Raw genomic sequence first — 18471 nt, forward strand, 5'->3', positions numbered from 1 at the left:
CACGACAAAAAATAAGGAGCCATGCCATGTCTCTTGAAAATGATCAAAACGTCCATCCCGTGAAGCTGCCTGGCGGTGCCCTGCAGAGTCTTCGCTCAGCGCTTTCTATCAAAGCAGTCAGCGCGGGCGTCGTCGCCACCCTATTCGGTTGCTCTGGGCCGGCGCTGATCGTAATCAGCGCCGCTAATGCCGGAAAGCTATCCAACGGTCAAACGGTCGCCTGGCTATTCGCCGTCTATTTCCTGGGAGGGCTGATCAGTCTGGTCATGGCGCTGCGCTATCGTCAGCCGATCACTGGCGCCTATTCGATCCCAGGGGCCGCTATCATGAGCGCGGCCCTGGTAACGATCCCGTTTTCGGAAGCCATTGGTGCCTTCGTCATGGCGGGTGTCGTCGTGTTGCTCCTAGGCGCTAGTGGACTAGTCGGCCGAGTCATGCGCTGGTTGCCTATGCCCATCGTCATGGCAATGATCGCCGGAGCGCTGATCCGCTTTGGCGTGGGGGCTGTGGAGTCGATCGGGGCAGCGCCTCTGATCGCGGGCACGTCGCTGCTGGCATTCTTTCTGACCTCGCGTTTTTTGAAATCCGTGCCGCCAGTGTTGGTCGCTGCGGTCGTGGGATTCGTAGTGGCCTATGTCAGCGGCAGCATCCAAGCGGGGGACGTGGACATCGCGATGGTGGCACCGCAATTCACCATGCCGCACTTCTCCTTCGATGCCTTTATGGCGATCTCGATTCCGCTGGCCGCGCTGGTGCTGGGAGCTGAAAACGCCCAGGCTACGGGCGTTCTGCTGGCCGAGGGCTATCGGCCGCCGATCAACGCGATGGCGATCATCAGCGGTATCGGCGGTATCCTGGCCGGCTTCCTGGGCGGCCACAACGCCAATATCGCCGGGCCGATGACGGCGATTTGTGCCTCCGAGCAAGCGGGTGAGGAACGTGAAAGGCGCTATGGCGCGACGCTTGTCAATGGCGTGCTTTTCTGCGCATTTGGTCTCTTCGCCGGCGGCGCGGTTCCCCTGATCCAGGCATTGCCCAAGGCACTGATCGCCAGCATCGCTGGCGTGGCGATGATCGGCGTACTGCTGGCCGCGTTACAGCAGGCTTTCAACAAGCAGATCGGCTATCAGGTTGGGGCTTTCGTGGCACTGGTCGTGGCCATGAGCAATCTGAGTCTTTTCGGTATCAGTTCACCGTTCTGGGCCTTGGTTGCCGGTATCGCAGTATCGGCGTTGTTGCGTGAAACGCCTCGCGAGCCGGCCGCGCAGCCCGAGGAAACGATGGCGCCGGCGGGAAAGCGCGTTTAGATCGCGGCTCAAGATGGGCGAACGATCAATGGTCGATGGTGGCCACGAACTCGGCGATGACGCCCAGCGTCTCATCCCGGGAGTCCCGCTGGGGAACGTGACCGCAAGCGGGTAGCCAGACTGTTCGGCAAGGCCCGCCTGCCCGTTGGCGAATGCGCTCGAGGTGTCGAGCACTGGCGTATTCGTCCTCTTCGCCCTGAATCAGGAGAAGGGGGCAACAGATTTCTCCCATCATGGGAGTGATATCCCAATCGGCGAAGTTGGCAGAGAGCCAAGTATCGCTCCAACTGTGAAATACCGCATCAACGTTGTCGCCGTGGTAACGCGCTAGTCGGGCACGCAGGTCTTGGTTAGCATAACGCCGTGTCGTGGAACGGATGGCTTCGATGCATTGCGGCTCGGCGAAGACATGGGGTGCCATGGCCACGACGCCGCAGATGCGTGGATCCGCGTACTGTGCCGCGTAGGCCAGCGCAATCGTCGCGCCGTCGCTGTGGCCGATCAGGATGACGTTGTCGTAGCGAAGAATATCGAGCACTCGTCGCAATTCTTCGCAACCTTGACGCTCCAAATAATCGCTTGGGCGCGACGGTTCAGCGGGTGAGGAATGGCCATGGCCTCGTCGGCTGTAGGCGCCGACTTCACAACCGAGGGTTGTAGCGAGGTGGGAGGGGAAGTCCTTCCAGAGATCCACGCAGCCCAGCCCCTCGTGCAACAGCAGACAGAAAAGGGGCTTGGAAGTGGACGCTCCGAACGATGCATATTCGAGCCGGGTCGAAGGAAGTTCGATGAAGCGAAGAGCCATGGCGCAATATCCGATCCTGTGCCGCAGAGCCATCATGATGGACGATATGTCCGGGTGGCGAGGAGCGATCGTTGCTCAAGATTCGCTCTTCCCCTTTGGTGGAACGCCTGCGTAACGATCAGCCTAGAGTGTTAGGCTATCATCTTAACTAGTTAAGTATTTGCAGGAAACAAGATCACCATGTCGAACGCCTGTCGAATCTTTCACGGTGGGTTCGGGCGGATCGCCCTGCTGGACATGGACGAGCCGCTAGTGCCCCATGCTCACTCGGAATGCCACGTACTCATCAAGGCAACCGGGGAGAACACCTATTTCTCGGTACGAGGGTGTCGGTTTCCGCTCACCGACGAGACCGCCATACTCGTCAACGCCTGGGAACCTCACTTCTACGATCACCAGACGGGTGTTTCCGAGAGCCTGATCCTGGCGCTCTACATCGAGCCGAGGTGGCTGGCCGCACTCCAGACCGACTTGTCGACAAGCGCTCGTCCTGATTTCTTCTCTCAGCCTTGTGTCGAGTTGACGCCTCGCATGAGGCGAATGGCCGACATCCTGATCGGTGAAATGCTGGGCTTCGCACCTAAGACCCGCGACGAGATGGAGAGTCTGCTCTTCGATCTTCTGATATCGATCGTGGAAAAGCACTCCGACTGGCACCATCTGGCTAGGTTGAGAGCTGGTACGGGGGGCGATTTCTACGATGCTCGCGTTCGACGCGCGACGGAACTCATTCTGCAGGCCCCGCCCGGCGATCTGGACCTTGATGCTGTTGCGCGTCAGTGTGGCCTGTCACGAGGCCACTTCTTCTCGCTGTTTAAGAAGACCACGGGCATGACACCGCAAATGCTTGCTAACATGAGGTGTATGCAGTCGGCATTCGATTGGCTTGCCAGTAATAGCCAAGGCTCGTTGGGGGAGTTATCCCTAGCGCTGGGTTTTTCTGAACAGGGGCATTTCACACGCTTCTTCCGCCGCCATATCGGGGCGGCGCCCAGTCAGTATCAACGTGTCATGGACGACTATTCGCCTTGAGTGCGCGTACGACTGCTTTGTTATCCAGAGTGCCCTGCAGGAAACTCTCGTGAAGCGTGGTCATCGGCATGGGCTGAAAATATTTCGGCGAGGAGAGGGCGCCGCTGGGGGTTCGTTTGTGCCAAACGGTGAGTGCTTCGGTATCGCTGCGTTTGGCAGTATCGCGCACCCAAGGAAGCGCGAGCTTAGGCATATGGCTGGCAGCTTGGCGACTTTCGAAGGCTAGTCACAACGACATCTTCCCCCGTTTCGGCTTCGCCTTCATCACAAAAAGTGCGTTCTGACGGTGTTAAATCCGTTGTTGGCTGTCAACAACCAGCCCCCAAAAATTAAATAATGCCGTGAACAGCCGGTGCTTCCCCAATGGGGAAGCACCGGCGTTATGTCGTGACTCGCGGTCACAGATACCCCAGCTCCGCAAAGGACTCACATCCCTTGCTCCCGACCACCACATGATCGATCACCCGGATCTCCACGAGCCCCAGTGCTTCCTTGAACCGCTGGGTGATTCGCCGGTCCGCGTCGCTGGGTGCAGCGTCGCCCAAAGAGGGTTGTGTGCCAAGATCACAGCGGTGGCGTTGCAGACTCTGCTTGCGGGAGACGCTGTACCGTGAGAGTCCTTCGAAGCGGATGACACGATGCTGGATGTTGAAAAACAGGGCACTGAATACCTCATTTTTTAGTCCTGTAGCAGGTACCTGCAAATATTTAATCGCGAGCTTGGGCCGATTGATCTTGTGCCCTTAGGCCAGCCGACTTCAGGCGAGTCGTTTCGCAATCTGCAACTACTCACCTTCGGTCGCTGCCTTGGTAACGTGGTAGGTGCCGAAGACTTCTCCGGATGCAATTCTAGAAAGCCGCCCCTAGGAGCGGCTTCCTCGCGTTAAGCGCGCCTCGAGGCCAAGAGCTTGATAACTACTGCCTGGAGCACCAGGCCGATAGCCAGCAGTATATAGGGGGACGCGATGATGATCGTCCCGAGGTAGAGCAGGGCGCTGACGGAGGCCGGAACCAGCGCATAGGGGATTTGGGTTTTGACGTGAGCGACGTGGTCTGAGCCGGAGAAGATGGAGGCCATCACCGTCGTGTCCGAGATGGGAGAGCAGTGATCGCCGAAGATCGAGCCGGAGAAGATGGCACCGATCGCCATGCTCACGAGTGTCATGTCGCCGATGTTGTACGCCAGAGGCACGCCAATCGGCGTCAGAATCGCCATGGCGCCCCAGGAACTCCCGGTCGAGAAGGATATCACCATGGCAATGGCGAAAATGATGATCGGCAGTAGGGCTGGCGACAGCCAGCTCTGCGTCGCTGCTATGACATGATCGCCGGTTTCAAGAGCGCCGGTGACGGTGCCGATCGACCAGGCCAGCACCATGATGACCAGCGCCGGCAGCATGGTCTTGAAGCCAGCCAACAAGGTGTTCTCGCAGGCTTCCAACGATTGGCGCTGAAGCAGTGCCATAACTATCCCGACGACGACCATCGCGAAGGCGGCCCAGCTGAGCGAGACACTGACATCGGTATCCGCAATCGCCTCCATCAGCGGCTTACCTTCATTACCCCCGCCCGTATACCAGAGCGCCCAACAAGCGACGCCGATAAGCACGACAAGCGGAATCAAGAAATTCCACACGCGCCCTCTGCCTTCGGGTACGTCCCCCAGATCGTCTTCGACGTTGGAGAGCGGGTTATCGCCGGGAGCGACGAGTTCGCCGGTCTCCTGGGCGCGATGCTCGGCGCGCTTCATGGGGCCGAAGTCGCCCATGAGGATGATCATGGGAACCGATGCCAGACAAAGCAGGGCATAAAAGTTCCAGGGAATCGATTGCAGAAAGGTCCAGTAGGGTTGTTCGCTCGTCAAGCTGAGCACGGCGAACGCACCAGCGATGAGCGAGACTTGGTAACCGATCCAGTCGGAGACGGGGCCCAGGGTCGCCATGGGCGCGGATGTTGCGTCGATGGTCCAGGCCAGCTTTTCCCTCGAGACTTTGTGTCTGGCCGTCAGGTCGCGCGAGGCATTCCCCACGATGACCGAGTTGACGTAGTCGTTGAAGAAGATCACGACGCCGAGCAGCCAGGTGAGGAGGAGCGATCCTCTCGAGGAGGACACCTTGCCTGAAAGCCACTTTGCCAAGGCTTGGGAGCCGCCGGTGGTATGCATGAAGGCGGCACCGGCGCCGAGCAAGGACACGAGGACGAGAAAGCGAGCGTTCCATTCGTCCGTCATTACCTCCGCGAACCAATCGAACGTCTGGCCGACGGCTGCAAACGGATTGCCAGCCACGATCCAGGCGCCCAGCAAAATGCTCAAGAAAAGCGAGATATTGACTCGGCGCGTAAGCAGCGCCAGCACGACAGCGGCGATAGGGGGAGCCAGCGATATTAGAGCATCCATGCGATTGATCCCTTGGTGGGTCGTTGACTGATGTGTATCAGGAGCGAGCCTAGTCTTTGTTGCTTTTTTAGCCCTTTCCGTTTTAGCAGCATCCACGGACCGTCGTCGATATCCATCTGCGACGCTTTGTCTATTACCAGCGATCCGCTTATGCTGGATCACGGGTTGATACCAAAATGAAGGGTCATGCCCGCCGATCAACCAACAATTAAGGTCTGCAAAAGGAGCCTTCTGCAATGACCGTCAAGAAACCGCTTATCGGTGCCATTTCCGCGGTGGCCTTGGCCACCAGTCTTTCCGCTTTGGCCGATCCGCTCAAGATCGGTGTGCTGGTGCCGCTGACAGGCGACCTGCAAAGCTATGGCGAGCCTGCGCTCAAGGCCTCGCAACTCGCTGCCAAGGAGATCAATGCCGCCGGTGGTGTGCTCGGTGAGAATGTCCAGATCGCCAGCGGCGATACCCAAACCTCTCCCCAACCTGGCGTGGCCGCGGCCCAGAAGCTGGTCAACATCGAAGGCGTCAACGCGATCTTCGGCGCGCTCTCCAGCGGGGTGACCATCCCCGTGGCGCAGAGCGTCTCCAAGCCTGAACAGGTGCCGCAGATCAGCAGTGCTTCGACCTCGCCGGTGATCACCTCGCTGAATGACGACGACTTCCTGTTCCGTACCGTACCGTCGGACGCCTTCCAGGGGGTGGCGCTCTCCGAAGTGACCCAGGAAAAGGGCTACGACAACGTCAGTATCATCTACATCAACAACGACTACGGCAAAGGGCTTGCCGATGCCTTCACCAAGGCCTTCGAGAAGTCGGGTGGCACGGTTTCCGCGTCGGTGGCCTACGAACAGGGCCAGGCGGCCTATCGCGGCGAACTTCAACAGGCCGCCAACGACGCTGCCGAGGCACTGGTACTGATCGGTTACCCGGAAAACGGACAGACCATCCTGCGTCAGTCGCTGGAGGGCGGTTTCTTCAAGAACTTCGTCTTCACCGACGGCATGAAGGCCCCCGAGCTGGTCGACAACCTGGGTGCGCAATACCTCGAGGGGTCGGTGGGCACCGTGCCGCAGGCCCGCGCCGACTCGCCGGGAGCCCAGCACTTCAGCAGCGCCTATGAGGGCGAATACGGTTCGCTGCCGCCCAAGCCCTATCTGGATACCGCCTACGACGCCTTCTACCTGCTCTCGCTGGCGGCCCAGGCGGCCGGCACCACCGACAGCGTGTCGATTCGCGATCAACTGCGTGCCGTCGCCAACCCACCGGGTGAGAAGGTCGGCCCGGGCGAATTCGAGAAAGCCGTCAAGTTGCTGGAAGGGGGCCAGGAGATCGATTACGAGGGAGCGTCCGGCACGGTCAACTTCGATGCCAACGGCGACGTGCCGGGGACCTTCGGTGAGTGGACCTTCAAGGATGGTGAAGTGGTTACCACTCGGATCTTCGAACCCAAGATGTAATTGCGAGCAGGCAACCGACCGGTCGCCGGTCAAATGCCCCTAAGCAAACGAAGCGCTCCCGGCCTTGGCCGAGGGCGCTTTTTAGCGATTGCTGTTCATCATCAATGGGCTATTTGCTGGGAGCGGTCTTGCCACTCAGCGCTTCCTGGAGGTCAGCCTGGGCGGCTTCTCGGGCAGAATCCCCTCGGGGCGCAATACCAGGATCACCTGCAGTAACACGCCGATCAACAGCACGCGCAGGGCCGCGGCCTGAGTGGCGTACTCGGTGGGCAGCAGGTCGGTGAGTAGCGCGGTGCCCGACCACACGCCCCACACCACGATGGCACCGAGGATTGCCCCGCGATTGTTGCCGCTGCCGCCGGCGATCAGCATCACCCAGACCAGGAAGGTGCCGTAGAGCGGCATGAACGCTTCGGGACTCAAAAAGCCGAAGAAGTGGGCATAGAGTCCGCCGCCCAGGCCCATGATTGCCGAGCCCAGCACGAACGCCTGTAGCCGGAAGCTGGCGATCGACTTGCCGGCCGCTGCGGTGGCCGGTTCGTTCTCGCGGATGGCGCGCAGCACCCGGCCCCAGGGAGAGCCGTAGGCGCGTTCGACCAGAACATACACGCCGGCGACGAATAACACCACGATCACCAGATAAGCGAACGGGCTGGCCAGCGCGGTGTCGGCCATTGGCCGGTCGATGCCGGCGATGCCGCGCACCCCGTTGGTCAGCCAATCCTCGTTCTTGACGAACAGGCGGACCATCTCGGCGATGCCGATCGAAGCGATGGCCAGGTAGTCGGTGCGCAGCCGCGCGGTGATCAGGCCGACGACCAGGCCGAGCAGCGTCGAGGCGATGACCGCGCCGGCGAGGCCGACCAAAAAGGGCATGCCGAAGCCGCCCAGGTAGTCGGGACTCGACGGTGTGGTGAGGATGGCGCTGGTATAGGCGCCGACGGCGAAGAAGCCGGCGACACCGATGTTGAACTGACCGGTGAACCCCCACTGCATGTTGAGGCCCAGCGCGAGCACGGCGTAGATGCCGGCGAAGGTCAGAAACGAGACCAGGTACGAGGCGATGCCGGTGAGTTCCATCACACAGTCCCCTTGAAGATGCCCTGTGGACGCAGGATGAGCATGCCGACCATGATCGCGAAGGCCACGGCGGGCTTGTAGGCGGCGGGGATCAGCAGCGTCGACATTTCCATCGACACGCCGATGATCATGCCGCCGGCAATGGCGCCGTAGGGCCGGCCGATGCCGCCGAGAATCGCCGCGGCGAATACCGGCAGCAGGGTGGTCCAGCCCATCACCGGGTGCAGGCGCGTGTCGATGCCCAGGAACACGCCTGCCGCGGCCGCCAGCGCGCCGCCGATCACCCAGGTGACCATGATCACGCGCTCGGCGGGAATCCCCGAAATCAGCGCCAGGTCCATGTTGTCGGACATCGCGCGCATCGCCTTGCCCAGCCGGGTGCGGGTCAGGAACAGATGCACACCGACGACCAGGCCCAGCGAGATCAACATGATCCACAGATGGTCGGGCTTGAGCCGCAGGCCGCCCAGCCAGTCGAGCCGCCACGGAAACTGGATGCCCGAGGCGTAGGTCTGGTTGTCGGAGCCCCAGATCAGTTGCACCAGGCTGCGCAGGATCAGCGCCATGCCGAACGAGGCGATCAGCAGGATCACCGGTTGGGTGCGGCGAATGCGTCGGTAGAGCACCTGGTCGATGAACACCGCGACCACGGCCATGCCGACCATCGCCGCGGGTAGCGCCCACCACGCGCTCAGCCCGAAGGCCGAGATGAAGGCCAGCCCCAGGTAAGCGCCGAGGGTCATGAAGTCGCCATGCGCGAAGTGCGCGAAGCGCAGGATGCCGAAGATCATCGACACGCCGATCGCGCCCATGGCCAGTACGCTGCCCAGCACCAGGCCGTAGACGAGCAGTTGCAGGATATCGCTCATGGTTCAGCCTCCCAGGAACATTTCGGCGACTTCCGGGTTGGCCAACAGGTTGGGGCCGGTGTCTTCGTGACGGTTACTGCCGGTGGCCAGCACGTAACCCCGGCTGGCAATGGACAGCGCCTGCTTGGCGTTCTGCTCGACCATCAGCACGCCGATGCCCTGAGCGTTGATCTCCTGGATGCGTTCGAAGGTCTCGTCGATCAACAGCGGCGAGAGCCCGGCGGTGGGTTCGTCGAGCATCAATAGCTGCGGGTCGATCATCAGCGCGCGGCCCATGGCGACCATCTGGCGCTCGCCGCCGGACATCAGCCCGGCCTGCTGGCGGCGCCGCTCGGCGAGTTTGGGAAACAACGTATAGACCTTGTCGAGGCGCTTGGACAGGTCGCCTTTCATCAGATAGGCGCCCATCTCGAGATTCTCTCGCACCGTCAGCGACGGAAAGACGTTCTTCTCCTGGGGCACGTAGGCGATGCCGCGGCGGACCATCTGTTCGGGCTTGGCGTTGGTGATCGTCTCGCCACGGTAGAGGACGTTGCCTTCGCGTACCTTCAGCAGGCCGAAGATCGCCTTCATGGCGGTGGACTTGCCGGCGCCGTTGGGGCCGACGATGACTACGATCTCATCGGTCTCCACGCGCAGATCGGTGCCCTGGAGGATGTCGACACCGCCATAGCCGCCGTAGAGACCCTTGGCTTCGAGCAGGCTGCTCATGAGGGCTCTCCTTGATCCGCTGTGCCCATCCGGCCGCTGGCGCCGCCGCCCAGGTAGGCCTCGCGGACCTCTGCGTTCTGGCGCAGCATCTCCATCGAGCCGGAGGCGATAAGCTCGCCGTTGGCCATCACGTGGACCGGTTCGCACAGCGCCGAGATCAGGTCCATGTCGTGTTCGATGACGCAGAAGGTGTAGCCGCGTTCGCGGTTGAGCCGCAGAATCGCTTCGCGGATCTTGCCGAGCAGGGTGCGGTTGACGCCGGCGCCGGGTTCGTCGAGCAGTACTACCTTGGCGCCGGTCATCATCGTGCGGCCCAGATCGAGCAGCTTCTTCTGACCGCCCGACAGGTTGCCGGCGAGCTCGTCGGCAACGTGGGTGATCTCGAGGAATTTGAGCACATCGTCGACGCGGTCAAGCACCTCGCTGTCCTGCTGCTTGACCTTGCCCCAGCGCAGCCAGCTCTTGAACAGGTTCTCGCCGCTCTGGCCGGGCGGCACCACCATCAGATTCTCGCGCACCGTCATGCGCGAGAATTCATGGGGTATCTGGAAGGTGCGCACCAAGCCGCGGTGAAACAGCGTATGCGGAGGCAGGCCGGTGATGTCCTGGCCGTCGAGCAGCACGCGGCCGCTGGAAGGGGGGAAGAGTCCGGCGACGATATTGAACAGTGTGCTCTTGCCGGCCCCGTTGGGGCCGATCAGCCCGGTGATGCTGCCCTGCGTTACCTCGAAGGAAACGCCCCGTACCGCCTGCAGGCCGCCGAACGCCTTGGAGACGTTGTCGATTCGGATCAAGGGAGAATGCCTCGTAAGCGTCTTGTTGTGGTTGTGTGCGTGCGGATCTGGCGGTTAGCCGGGCTCCTCTCGCCTAGTTGAACTTGTACACGCAGTAACACAATTAACCCTATCAGGCGATTGATATCAATGTCATGTCCGCATGGAACCAGTACGTGTCCGTTGTAGAGCTAGCCACGACGTGGCCACAGGATGACCTCATCAGAATGAACTGTGAACTGACTGAAGGCCCTAGCAGCCAGTTCATCAGGTAGGCGTTTCAATCTTATAGGCACTTGTTAGGCAGAGCCTAGAACGCCTCCCAGTCATCACTCTCGCTGGGTACCGGCGACCTGGTTTTCTCGCTTCGCACCGGTGCCGAGTATCCCGCCGGCTGCGAAGCAGATTGACGGGAAGTCGTCGATCCCTCGTCCTCGCCGAGCACGAAGCCGTTGATCAATTGGCTCAGACGCTGGGCGTGTTCGCGCATGGCGTCGGCGCTAGCAGCGGTATGCTGGACCATGGCGGCGTTCTGCTGGGTCATGGTGTCCATTTCCGTCACCGCGACATTGACTTGGCTGATGCCACTGCTTTGTTCCTTCGCGCCTGCGCTGATCTCGCCGATCACATCGGTGACGCGGGCGACGCTGGAGACGATCTCCTGCATGGTCTCGCCCGCACTGCGCACCAGTTCGGTGCCTGAGCGGGTGTACGTGACGGACGTATCGATCAGCTCGCGTATCTCCCGCGAGGCCTCGCTGGAGCGGCTGGCGAGTGTGCGCACTTCCTCGGCGACCACGGCGAAGCCGCGACCATGCTCGCCGGCGCGGGCTGCTTCCACCGAGGCATTGAGTGCCAGGATATTGGTCTGAAAGGCGATCGAGTCGATCATGGTGATGATCTCGCCGATCTTGGCCGCCGAGGCATTGATATCGTTCATGGTGCGCTCGACCTGGCTCATCGAGGTTTCGCCGCGGCGTGCCACGTCGGCCGTGGTCTGGGCCAATTGATTGGCCTGCTGTGCCGATTCGGCGCTATGCGTGACGGTGGAGGTGATCTCTTCCATCGAGGCCGAGGTTTCCTGCAAATTGGCGGCAGCCTGGTCGGTACGTGTTGCCAACTCTTCGCTACTGTGGGCAATCTCGTCCGAAGCACGAGAGACCTGAGCGGTGCTGGTGCGGACATCGCGTAGAGTCTCTTGCATCCGTGCCACGAAGGCATTGAATTGGGTCGCCAGCTCGCCGACCTCGTCGCGACTTTCAATCTCGAGTCGCCGGGTCAGGTCACCCTTGCCTTGGGCGATGTCCTGCATGGCATGGGCGGTGCGACGGATGGGCTGGATGGTGCGTCGGGTCAGCCAGTAGGCGATGAGGGCCACGATGACGAAGATGGCTGCACCGATCAGTACGGTAGCGATCAAAACTCTGCGCAGTTCGGCCGCCTGAGTAGCCTCGACAGCGGCCATGGCCGCGTCGATGCCGGTGACATAAGTGCCCGCGCCCAGCATCCAGTTCCACTTGTCGATCCCAGTGGCATAGGAATACTTGGTTGCGATCTCGCCGCTGTCCGGATGCGGCCAGGCGTACTGGTAATGACCGCCTCCCTGCTTGGCGAGCTCGATCATGTCGCTAATCAACAGGTTGCCGTGCTTGTCCTGGGTCTCGATGGCGTTCTTGCCGATGCTCTCTGGCTTCACCGGTTGTACCAGGGTGGTGCCATCGTAGGCGTAGACGAAGACGTAGTTGCTGCCGTCGAAGCGCATGCTGCTGAGGATCTCCTTGGCGCGGGCCTGGGCTTCGGCGTCGTTGGGACCGGCTTCGGCGACGATGGGGGCAATGGCAGACTTGGCGGTTTCTATGACGTTCTGCACGGCGGCTTTACGCGACTCGATCAACATGTCGCGCTGCTCGGCCAGGGCGGTGCGCGATGCCTGGACGAGATCGTAAGCGACTACTCCGGTCAGGGTCACAGTCATCAGCAATAATGGAACGAGTACCAGCAGCAGGACTTTGCCCTGCAAGCTTAGCGAAATACCGCGGTGCGACCCGTGTCTTGTCGTGGCCATCCAGACGACCTCCCGTGTACAGAGTGAATGCTTCGTGTCCTTGCTTTATCGGCATATCCGAGAGCATCTGGATACGACTTTGGTTAACTATGCTTAAGTCCCCCCATCAGGTTTATGGAGCGTACTAAGCGTTGCGGACTTTCAGCACCTGGCCATCGAGATCCTTGTCCAATTCCCCCGTACGCTGCTGCTGGACTTCGCAGTGGTGCATGCGCTCCAGCAACGCCAGTCGAAGCTATTTCCAATAGGGTTGTCTTGCTGGGATAGCTGTAAATACCTGTGAAACCGCAGCCTTGTCCGCCGTTATCTTGCTAAGCTGTGCATCTGTCCTCCCGGCTGCTGGTCGGTCTTTATGCCACTCGTTTACAAGGATTTCCCTATGCCGAATGTGTTGTCTCTTCTGGAGGAGGTTACGTCGCCGATCATCGGGCTTGGCTGCATGAACTTGTCCCATGGCTATGGGACGCCGGTATCGGAGGCTGAGGGTGTACGGGCGTTGCAGGCGGCGTTCGAGATGGGCTATCGCCATTTCGATACCGCGACGCTTTACGGGGCGACGGCGAATGAGTCGCTGGTGGGCAAGGCGCTCGAGGGGCGGCGCGATCAGTTGCTGCTGGCCAGCAAATGCGGCATGGCGATCGATCCGGCGCTGGGCCGCAAGGTGATCGACGGACGCCCCGAGACGCTGCGCCGGCAGTGCGAGGCGAGCTTGCAGCGCCTGCGTACCGACCGGCTGGATCTCTATTACCTGCATCGCATGGATCGTCAGGTGCCCATCGAGGAAAGCGTCGGGGCGCTGGGGCGGCTGGTCGAGGAGGGCAAGCTGCGTGCCGTGGGGCTTTCCGAGGTCTCCGCCGAGACGCTGCGCCGTGCCCACGCCGAATCTCCGGTGGCGGCGGTGCAGTCGGAATATTCGTTGTGGACGCGTAACCCCGAGATTGCCTTGCTTGAAGTCTGTCGCGAACTAGGCACCACGCTGGTGGCGTTTAGCCCGCTGGGCCGGGGCTTTCTGGCGGATGCGGTGCCGGACCCGACGCGTCTGGAAGAAAGTGATATGCGGCGCGGCATGCCCCGTTTCAGTGACGAGCATTACCCGCACAATAAGCGTCTGTTGGCGGATTTCACTGCGCTGGCCGATGAGCTGGAGATAACGCCGGGGCAGTTGGCGCTGGCGTGGGTGACGGCGCAGGGGGCCGATATCGTACCCATTCCCGGCACGCGTGATATCGCTCATATGCGTGAGAACCTGGCCGCGGAAACATTGCGATTGGATGCTACCTCGCTCGAAAAATTGAGCGCGATGATGACGCCCGATCAAGTGCGTGGCGGACGCTACAACGATGCGCAGCAGGCGGATATCGATACCGAGGAGTTTGCGTGATGCCAGACGCTATAAGCGCTGAACGTACATCGCATGTCAGATATCGCTGACAGGCAAGCGTCACCGAACCGCCTACGATGGACGTACGGCAAAGGATTCGCCGTGCAAATGCCCCGGCCAGGATGGCCGGGTTTTTTCGATCATGACTCGGACGTGGCGGTGCCCATTTCGCGCTCGAGGCGCCGTGCCACATCGCTGGGGGAACCGGTGTGCCGTGCCAGAAGATCGTAGGCCACGGGCACGACGAGCAGCGTGAAAAGCGTCGCGGCGGCTACGCCACTGAAGATGACCGTGCCGATGACCAGACGCGTCTCGGCGCCGGGGCCGCTGGCGAAAATTAGAGGCACGGCGCCAGCCATAGTGGTAAAGGCGGTCATCAGGATCGGACGCATGCGTGTCACCGAGGCGTCTATCAGAGCGTCGCGAAAGGCGCGGCCTTCATCGCGTAGCTGATTGGCGAATTCGACGATCAGAATACCGTTCTTGGCGGCCAGCCCCACCAGCATCACCATGCCCACCTGGCTGTAGATGTTCAGCGATTGGCCGGTCAGCCACAGACCGAGCAGAGCGCCGCTGATTGCCAGGGGCACGGTCAGCATGATGACCAGCGGATGCACGAAGCTCTCGAACTGCGCCGCGAGCACCAGGAAAACCACCAGCAGGCCCATGAGCATCAGGAAGGCGGTGGCGCCGCTGGCTTCCTGATAGTCCCGCGAGGGCCCCTTGTAATCGATCATGGCGTCGGCAGGCAGTTCCTCGTCGGCAATGGTGTTGAGATAGTCCAGCGCCTCGCCCATGGTGGTGCCGTCCGCGAGGTTGGCTTCCAGCGTGATGGCGCGGACACGATTGAAGCGGTTGAGCTCACTGGCGTCGGCATAGTTGCTGAGGGTGACCAGGCTCGCCAGGGGGATGAGTTCGCCGCTGCGCTGGGAGCGCACCTGAACGTTGTTCAGGGCACTGGGACTACGCTGCGTGTCGCGCTCGCCCTCGAGGATGACGTCGTATTCCTCGCCGTCATCGACATAGCTGGTGACGCTGCGACCGCCGAGGAGCGTCTGCAGTGTGCGGCCGATGGTGTCGACGTTCACGCCCAGGGCGGCGGCGCGCTGGTAGTCGATCTCGATGCGCAACTGTGGCTGGGTTTCCTTGTAGTCGCTGTCCAGGGCGGTCAGGCCCGAGTCCTCGTCAGCGCGTATGCGTTCGAGCAGCTGGTCGCGCCAGGTGACCAGCGATTCGTAGGTACCACCGCCGATCACGAATTGCACCGGTTTTTGTATGCGCCCACCGAAGCCCTGCCGCATCACCGGTGCCGCCTCGACGCCGGGCAGGTCCGCGAGGCGCCGGCGCACGTCGGCCATGATATCCCAGGCCGAGCGCCGCTCGCCCCATGCCGCGAGGCTGACGATCACTATGCCGTCGTTGAAGTTCTCGATGTTGCCGTAGCCACGCGGTGCGCGCACCGAGATGTTGCGAATCTCCCCTTCGTCGACCAGCGGCAGCAGGCGCGCCTCTATCTCGTCCATGTAATCCTGCATGTAGTCGAAGGTGGCGCCTTCGGGACCGTTGACGAGGATGAAGAAGTTGCCGCGGTCCTCCTGCGGGGTGTACTCGTTGGGCAGTTCGCCGAACAGCCACACGGTGGCGCCGAGCAACGCGGCGAACGTCATCAGACACGCCCAGCGCCAGCGCAGCAGGGTGACCAGCACATGGCGATACAGGCGCTGGGTGGCGTCGAGCAGGGTGTGCACGGCATGACTGATGCGGCTTTCATGCATGCGGGGATCGAGCACCTTGGAGCACATCATCGGGGCCAGGGACAGCGCCAGCAGGCACGAGATCGCCACGGCGGCGGCCAGGGTCAGCGCGAATTCGGTGAACAGCCGGCCGATGTCGCCGCGCAGAAAGCTCAACGGCACGAACACCGCGATCAATACCAGGGTGGTGGCGATGACCGCGAAGCCGATCTGGCGTGTACCGCGAAACGCCGCGACGAGTGGCGTTTCGCCGTAGAGCTGCATGCGCCGGTGGACGTTCTCGAGCACCACGATGGCGTCGTCGACGACCAGGCCGATCGCCAGCACCAGCGCCAGCAGCGTGAGCAGATTGAGGGTGAAGCCGAAGGCGTTCAGGGCGATGAAGGTGCCGATGATCGAGATCGGGACGGTGACCGCGGGCACCAGGGTGGTGCGCACGTTGCCCAGGAACAGGAAGATCACCACGACGACCAGCCCCATGGCGATGAACAACGTGGCCACGACCTCCTTCAGCGCCCCGGAGACGAACACCGAGGAGTCGAAGTTGAGCCGCATCTGCATGCCGTCGGGCAGGGTCGACTCGAGGCGCGCCATCTCCGCCTTGACGCCCTGGGACACCTCCAGAATGTTGGCGGTGGACTGCTTCATGATGCCCAGGCCGACCATGGGCACGCCGTTGCCGCGAAACAGCGAGCGCTCCTCCACCGAGCCGACCTCGACGCCGGCCACATCGCTCAAGCGCGTGAGGTAGCCGTCGTCGCCCTGAGCGATGACCAGGTCACGGAAGTCTGCGGCGGTTTCGAAGCTGCGCGGCAGGCGCAAGGTGAACTGCCGCGAGTCGGACTCCAGGAAGCCGGCGGGCAGTTCCACGTTCTCGGCGCGCAGCGCGTCCTCCACATCGGTGACGGTGAGCCCGCGAGCGGCCAGGGCATTGCGCTTCAGCCAGACGCGCATGGCGTATTCCTTGCCGCCGCCGACGCGCACGCGTGACACCCCGGTTTGCGTGGCGAAACGATCGACCAGGTAGCGATTGGCGTAGTCGGTCAGCTCGGGCACCGTGTAGCCCTCCGCCGTGAGGCTCAGCCACATGATGACATCGTCGCTGCTGTCGGCCTTTTCCACCTCCGGGGGCTCGGCTTCCTCAGGCAGGTTGTCGCTCACGCCGGAGACGCGATCGCGAATGTCGTTGGCCGCTGCCTCGATATCGCGATCGAGGTTGAAGGTGATGTCGATTTCCGACTCGCCGTCGCTGCTGGTCGATTCGATGAGGTCGATGCCTTCGATGCCGGCGATGCGGTCCTCGAGCACCTGCGTGATGCGGGTTTCCACCACATCCGCCGAGGCCCCTGGGTAGTTCGTTTCGATGCTCACCACGGGGGGATCGATGGCCGGGTATTCCTGCACCGGGAGTCGTTCGAGGGCGATCAGGCCGAAGGCGATCAACAGCAGGGCGAAGACGGTCGCCAGCACCGGACGCTGAATGGCGGTATCGGAAAGACGCATTAGTCGCTTTCTCCGCCACGTGAGTCGTCGTCGCGGGCGGCTTCGAGGATGTCGCTGATCTCGCGGCTGCCATCGTCGAGGGCGAGGATATCGACGTGGTCCCCGTCGCGCACCTTGGTGGTGCCGTGGCTGACGACCCAGTCGCCCGCCTGGAGTCCACTGCGTATCTCGACCTCGCCGGCGCGACGCTCGCCGATTTCCACGCGGCGACGTTGGATTCGATTGTCCGCGTCACGCACGATGCGCATCACGTATTGGCGCTCGCCGCTGGGCACGAGCACCGATTCCGGGGCTACCAGCGTGTCGCGGGGGCGGCGTTCCAGGGTCACGATCATCAGCATGCCGGGGCGCAGCGTGCGTTCGGGATTGGGCAGCTGGGCGCGTACGCTGACGCTGCGCGACACGGGGTCGATGCGGGTGCCGATGCTGGTGACCTCGCCGCGAAAGACCTGCTCGGGGTAACTGGCCGTGGTGGCGCTCAGCGACATGCCGGGCGCGAGTGCACCGAGAAATGTTGCGGGGACCGTAAAGTCGAGCTTCATGCGGTCGATTTTGTCGAGTGTGATGAGCTCGGTGCCAGGCGTGACCAGGGCGCCGACACTGATATCACGCTGGCCCACGGTGCCGGCGAACGGTGCGCGCAGGCGATGATCGGCGAGACGTGTTTGTATCTCGTCGATCTGCGCGTTGACCTGAGCGAGTTGAGCCTTGGCATCCTCAACGTCGGCGCGGATACCGACATTGCGATCCTGGAGTTGCTGGGCGCGGCGCACGGCGTTTTCGCGCTCTTGTCGCAATGCGCGAGCGGCACGCAGTTCGGCCTGCTCCGCGCTATCGTCGAGACGGACCAGCAGGTCGCCTTGCGCGACACGTTGGCTGTCGTTGAAGCTGATCTCGGTAATGGTATCGGTCACGGTGGCAGAAAGCGTTACGCTTTCGTCGGCATGCAACGTGCCCAGCGCTTCCAGCGGGTCGCTCCATTGAGTGGTAACAACGGGGGCGGCGATGACTGACGTGCGCGCGTCGGTGTCCTGTGCGTTGGCGTTTCCCAGCATCAGCAGGCCAAGTAGCGCCACTCCTAGGCGACGCTGGCCGTAAGCGGTTACGGCCAGAAGAGAAGATACGGGCATAGTGTCTCGTTATGGTCTCGGCTCGATGGCGACCGTGAAGCTAACACCTGCGTAACGGCTGTCGCGGCTACGCTCACGGCGTCGCGCTGGAATGTCTCTGAATGTCTCATGTTGTATCCGACCTGGGCACCGGATAAAAGCGCGGATTGGCTCACGGGACATCATGCACGCTTTTTCCACGTTTAGGATTAATCAGGCTCGGGTTGTGTTCA

General features: G+C 61.9%; 14 protein-coding genes. 4 read left to right on the forward strand and 10 right to left on the reverse strand.

What is annotated here, in order from left to right:
- Positions 1-26: 26 nt before the first annotated feature.
- Positions 27-1307 (forward strand): benzoate/H(+) symporter BenE family transporter, encoded by a 1281-nt coding sequence (locus tag RVY79_RS14060; RefSeq protein ID WP_317464963.1) that lies wholly within the window; start codon positions 27-29, stop codon positions 1305-1307.
- A gap of 25 nt (positions 1308-1332) precedes the next feature.
- Here RVY79_RS14060 and RVY79_RS14065 read toward each other — a convergent pair whose 3' ends face one another.
- Entirely contained in the window at positions 1333-2112 is a 780-nt protein-coding gene (locus RVY79_RS14065) for an alpha/beta hydrolase (RefSeq protein WP_317464965.1), read from the reverse strand.
- Positions 2113-2292: 180 nt separating this feature from the next.
- On the opposite strand from RVY79_RS14065, the gene RVY79_RS14070 reads away from it, so the two are divergent.
- Positions 2293-3144, forward strand: coding sequence for an AraC family transcriptional regulator (locus tag RVY79_RS14070; RefSeq protein WP_317464966.1), 852 nt, complete (start codon positions 2293-2295; stop codon positions 3142-3144).
- Between the two features lie 398 nt (positions 3145-3542).
- Here RVY79_RS14070 and RVY79_RS14075 read toward each other — a convergent pair whose 3' ends face one another.
- Together RVY79_RS14075 and RVY79_RS14080 are read right to left on the reverse strand one after the other, a co-directional pair.
- The gene (locus RVY79_RS14075) at positions 3543-3848 is read right to left on the reverse strand and encodes a JAB domain-containing protein (RefSeq protein WP_317464968.1); all 306 of its coding nucleotides are present in this window, start codon (positions 3846-3848) and stop codon (positions 3543-3545) included.
- Positions 3849-4027: 179 nt separating this feature from the next.
- Entirely contained in the window at positions 4028-5779 is a 1752-nt protein-coding gene (locus RVY79_RS14080; protein ID WP_317464969.1) for a Na+/H+ antiporter NhaC family protein, read from the reverse strand.
- Between RVY79_RS14080 and RVY79_RS14085 the strand changes: the two genes are divergently transcribed.
- A complete protein-coding gene (locus RVY79_RS14085) occupies positions 5779-6993 on the forward strand; it encodes an ABC transporter substrate-binding protein (RefSeq protein WP_317464971.1) in 1215 nt (404 codons plus the stop codon). The two genes, RVY79_RS14080 and RVY79_RS14085, sit on opposite strands and share 1 nt — an antisense overlap.
- Before the next feature lie 135 nt (positions 6994-7128).
- Here RVY79_RS14085 and RVY79_RS14090 read toward each other — a convergent pair whose 3' ends face one another.
- The 5 genes from RVY79_RS14090 to RVY79_RS14110 all read right to left on the reverse strand — a co-directional run bounded on the left by RVY79_RS14090 (position 7129) and on the right by RVY79_RS14110 (position 12491).
- Entirely contained in the window at positions 7129-8073 is a 945-nt protein-coding gene (locus tag RVY79_RS14090; protein ID WP_317464972.1) for a branched-chain amino acid ABC transporter permease, read from the reverse strand.
- Positions 8073-8942 carry a branched-chain amino acid ABC transporter permease gene (locus RVY79_RS14095; protein WP_317464974.1) on the reverse strand — a complete coding sequence of 290 codons (870 nt, stop codon included), beginning with the start codon at positions 8940-8942 and terminating at the stop codon, positions 8073-8075. The genes RVY79_RS14090 and RVY79_RS14095 overlap by 1 nt, the downstream gene beginning before the upstream one ends.
- 3 nt (positions 8943-8945) lie before the next feature.
- Positions 8946-9653, reverse strand: coding sequence for an ABC transporter ATP-binding protein (locus tag RVY79_RS14100; protein WP_317464976.1), 708 nt, complete (start codon positions 9651-9653; stop codon positions 8946-8948).
- Positions 9650-10447: an ABC transporter ATP-binding protein gene (locus tag RVY79_RS14105; protein ID WP_317464978.1), complete on the reverse strand. Its 798-nt coding sequence runs from the start codon at positions 10445-10447 to the stop codon at positions 9650-9652. The genes RVY79_RS14100 and RVY79_RS14105 overlap by 4 nt, the downstream gene beginning before the upstream one ends.
- Before the next feature lie 289 nt (positions 10448-10736).
- Positions 10737-12491, reverse strand: coding sequence for a methyl-accepting chemotaxis protein (locus RVY79_RS14110; RefSeq protein ID WP_317464979.1), 1755 nt, complete (start codon positions 12489-12491; stop codon positions 10737-10739).
- A 379-nt stretch (positions 12492-12870) separates the two neighbouring features.
- On the opposite strand from RVY79_RS14110, the gene RVY79_RS14115 reads away from it, so the two are divergent.
- The gene (locus RVY79_RS14115; protein WP_317464980.1) at positions 12871-13872 is read left to right on the forward strand and encodes an aldo/keto reductase; all 1002 of its coding nucleotides are present in this window, start codon (positions 12871-12873) and stop codon (positions 13870-13872) included.
- A gap of 140 nt (positions 13873-14012) precedes the next feature.
- Here the strand turns inward: RVY79_RS14115 and RVY79_RS14120 are convergent, their stop codons facing one another.
- Both RVY79_RS14120 and RVY79_RS14125 read right to left on the reverse strand, forming a co-directional pair.
- Positions 14013-17129 (reverse strand): efflux RND transporter permease subunit, encoded by a 3117-nt coding sequence (locus RVY79_RS14120; protein ID WP_317464981.1) that lies wholly within the window; start codon positions 17127-17129, stop codon positions 14013-14015.
- Positions 17129-18259 (reverse strand): efflux RND transporter periplasmic adaptor subunit, encoded by a 1131-nt coding sequence (locus RVY79_RS14125; RefSeq protein ID WP_317464982.1) that lies wholly within the window; start codon positions 18257-18259, stop codon positions 17129-17131. Before RVY79_RS14125 ends, RVY79_RS14120 begins: the two co-directional genes overlap by 1 nt.
- Positions 18260-18471: the final 212 nt, after the last annotated feature.

Origin of the sequence: Chromohalobacter sp. HP20-39, from assembly GCF_033052815.1 — a bacterium.
GTDB lineage: Bacteria > Pseudomonadota > Gammaproteobacteria > Pseudomonadales > Halomonadaceae > Chromohalobacter.